Source organism: Vibrio rumoiensis 1S-45, assembly GCF_000286955.2.
GTDB classification, from domain to species: Bacteria; Pseudomonadota; Gammaproteobacteria; order Enterobacterales; family Vibrionaceae; genus Vibrio; species Vibrio rumoiensis_A.
Genome location: NZ_AJYK02000011.1, coordinates 1 through 3,593 on the forward strand (window position 1 = coordinate 1; position 3,593 = coordinate 3,593).

A 3,593-nucleotide genomic window follows, 5' to 3' on the forward strand; every position below is an offset into this window, starting at 1 on the left:
TTTCTTAAGCTATTTATACAGTTTGAAATTTATTTTAATCTTTGTAATGGTGATTCTGTGTATCTGTGGAATAGATGATTTATTTGTTGATATATATTATTGGATTCGTCTTTTCTGGCGTAAAGCTTTTATTTATCGTCATTATTCAAGAAAACAGGCAGACGAATTATATAATAAGCATGAACAACCACTTGCCATTATGGTTCCTGCATGGCAAGAGCATGGTGTTATCGATAAAATGGCAGAGTTAGCTGCTTCCAAGCTCGATTATGAAAATTACCAAATATTTGTCGGTACTTACCCTAATGATCCTGAAACACAAAAAGATGTCGATAAAGTTTGTGCTAAATTTCCAAATGTTCATAAAGTTGTTTGCGCCCGACCTGGGCCAACAAGTAAAGCTGATTGCTTAAATAATATTATTACTTCTATTATTTAGTTTGAAAATAAAGCAAAAATTGAGTTTTCAGGTTTCATTTTACATGATTCAGAAGATGTCTTATCACCGATGGAATTGAGATTATTTAATTATTTGCTACCAAGTAAAGATCTCATTCAATTACCTGTTTACCCATATACTCGTAAATGGTATCAGATGACGTCTGGACATTATGCGGATGAGTTTGCAGAGCTACACGGTAAAGATGTAGTTGTGCGTGAAGCTATTTCTGGTCAAGTACCGAGTGCTGGTGTAGGGACATGCTTTAGCCGTAAAGCCATTTTAAGACTATTAGTAGAAGGTGATGGTTTACCCTTTGATATCCAATCTTTAACTGAAGATTATGATATCGGTTTTCGTTTGAAGCAGTGGGGAATGAACGAAATATTTGTTCGTTTTCCTGTAGTAGATAAAGATCAATTGACTTTAAAAGAAAATGCTTTTGGTGTTTCAATGAAAGAAGGCAGTGTCGTATGTGTTCGTGAGTATTTCCCTACTACTTATACAACAGCTGTAAGGCAAAAAAGCCGTTGGATTATTGGCATTGTTTTTCAAGGTTTTAAAAACCACAAATGGACAAAAGATTGGAAGGTTAATTATTTCTTATGGCGCGATAGGCGTGGTTTTATCAATAACACCATTGGGTTTATTTCCACGTTACTCTTATTTCAGATGCTTTGTTTATCTGTGTATGCATATTTTGATAATAGCTATCAATTCATATCTATTATCTCTGATGATAAGGTGACTAGGATTTTATTGATTATTAATACTGTCTTATTATGTAATCGTCTATTCCAGCGTTTTTATTTTGTTAGTCAATATTATGGTTACTGGGAAGGTGTTCTTTCTTTGTTTCGTTTGGTTTGGGGAACTATTATTAATTTCTCTGCAAATATACGAGCAATTAAACAAGTAATTGAGCAAGGAGATCCTCGCAGAGTTGCATGGGATAAAACTACCCACGACTTTCCTTCGATATCAACAGAGTCAAGAACAATTCCAATTGGTAAAATCTTGATTGATGAAGGGTATCTTTCAAAGGAAGAATTAGAGAAGGCATTGATAAATTGTCCATCAAATCAACTTCTTGGATGTTATTTGGTTGGTAATAAATTAGTTTCAAATGATGCATTAAGTAGAGCAATTGCCATACAAGGTGAGTCTGGGTATGAAGCATGTGACCCTTATTCACTCGATCCTTCATTATTTGAATGGTTCCCTAAAAAAATAGCATTAAAATATACGGTTATCCCTCTTAGAATGGAAGGTCACACCTTAATCTTAGGAAAAGAATCAGTTCTAAGCCCTGTTGGACTTGCTGCTATTAAGCGTCGATTGGGTATGCCTGTACAGTGTATTATTACGACTAATGGTACTGTTACAGTGGGTATACGTTATTGGTATCTAAACTTAGACTTAGAGAACCCTATGGATTTATTAGAATGTGCGATTGTGACAGGGAAAATTAAAGAGGAACAAAAACAATGGATTTTAGATATTTATTATTCATCTCAAAGCCAGTTAGGGCGTAGCTTACTCTCTGAACGTTTAATTGAGCCATCAGTACTGAATCAAGCTATTTTAGCTTTTGAAAGTGAGTTAGATACTAGTTTAGGTCGATTTTTAGTTGAACGAAAATATATAACGGAAGAACAATGCACTCGTGCATTAAATTTACAAGTAGAGCAACAAAAGAGTATATATAATTTAATCGAAGATTTTAGTAAGGAGTACTATGAAAACCTTATCTAAATATTTATCGATAATAATGCTTTCATATATAAGTTTGTTTGTGTCAGCCTCGACCGAGAATATATATTCAGGAATGACAGAATCACAGCATTTTCGCACCTATCCATATATTGATAAGGCATTTAAGGAAGAGAACGCTGGGCGATATTTTGATGCCTTAAATGAAGTCGAACATGCATTAGTGATTGTACCAAATCATATCCCATTCATTAAATATGCTTATTCGTTGAGTATTTTAGCTGGTAAATCTGATTTAGACTTGATTAGTCTAATTAAGAAACTTCCTCAACCTGAAAAAGGAGAACTTTTGTTTGAGCTTCGAATTAATGAATCTCAATCTGGGGAGTTGTATACGCGGAGAGAAGTGGATAAATTAATAGAAGATTTAACTGTTGAACAAGCTTCAATATGGTATACGAATCACTTATATCAAATTGAAAATGTAAAAAGTCGGCAAGTTGCTTTGAATTGGAGTTTATCTCAGTCTTTAAAATATAAGAATATACAATCTAAACGGTATGAGGCTTATGCATTAGTCGATATCCATAAATATTCTGATGCGTTAGCTATTTTTGACAGTATGAAATTTAATAAAAAAATGAATGAAAGAGATTTTGAATATCTTGCTTTAATTTATTTTGAATTGGACGAAGATAAAAAAGCGTTTGCAATGATTGATGAGGTATCATCCCAAAAAAGTAAGCAGTGGATATATGCAGTATATGTTGCTCATTTATTAGATGATAACCAATTGGTTATAGCTAAGAATGAACTAAATAGACTTTATGCATCCGGTATGCTGACAGATGATATGGCTCGTCAGAGAAACTATTTAAATTCTTTGAGTTTGAGTGAATTGAATCAATTTGAGGATGAAGGACCTCGTATTGATCGTTGTCTGAAGAATAGCCGTAATTTATTTTTATCTGAAAATAAAGATGCTGCTATAACAAAGTTTTATGATTGTTCACCTTATAATACGCCTTATACATGGATGACTCTTGCTGAGCAGTTACAATCTTACTCTGAATTAGAGAATGCGGTGTTCCCAAGCCCTTTATATGAAAATAAACGCCGTGATATTTTAATCTCATATTATTCAAATATGCGTCAATGGACAAAGATAGTTAGTTTATTAGAAGGTAATAAGTTATCGTCAAGCCATACTCGATCTCTCGCTTATGCTTATTCATATTTGAAGCAATATAAGCGTTCTAGCGATTTAATGTTTGCTCTATATCAAAAAGATAGAATGATTTCAGATGTGGATTTTGCAACTTATACGATGATGCGAACATATAACTCTGAAAGAAGAGTCGCTGATATGTTAAGCGAATCACTTTTATATTCACAAAGGGAGTTTTTAAATAATAAGCAATTAGTCCTTCGAATGACAGAT

2 protein-coding genes and 1 pseudogene are annotated in these 3,593 nt (G+C 33.3%); all 3 read left to right on the top strand.

Annotated elements, in window-relative coordinates:
• Window positions 1–238: 238 nt before the first annotated feature.
• Window positions 239–1,111, top strand: a pseudogene (locus A1QC_RS15735) (glycosyltransferase family 2 protein); the annotation flags it as partial.
• Complete coding sequence (locus tag A1QC_RS15740) at window positions 1,112–2,194, top strand: hypothetical protein (protein WP_277815786.1); 1,083 nt, start codon at window positions 1,112–1,114, stop codon at window positions 2,192–2,194.
• Window positions 2,178–3,593 (top strand): hypothetical protein (locus A1QC_RS01955; protein ID WP_017025149.1); only part of this gene is annotated, 1,416 nt, incomplete at its 3' end. The genes A1QC_RS15740 and A1QC_RS01955, both read left to right, overlap by 17 nt.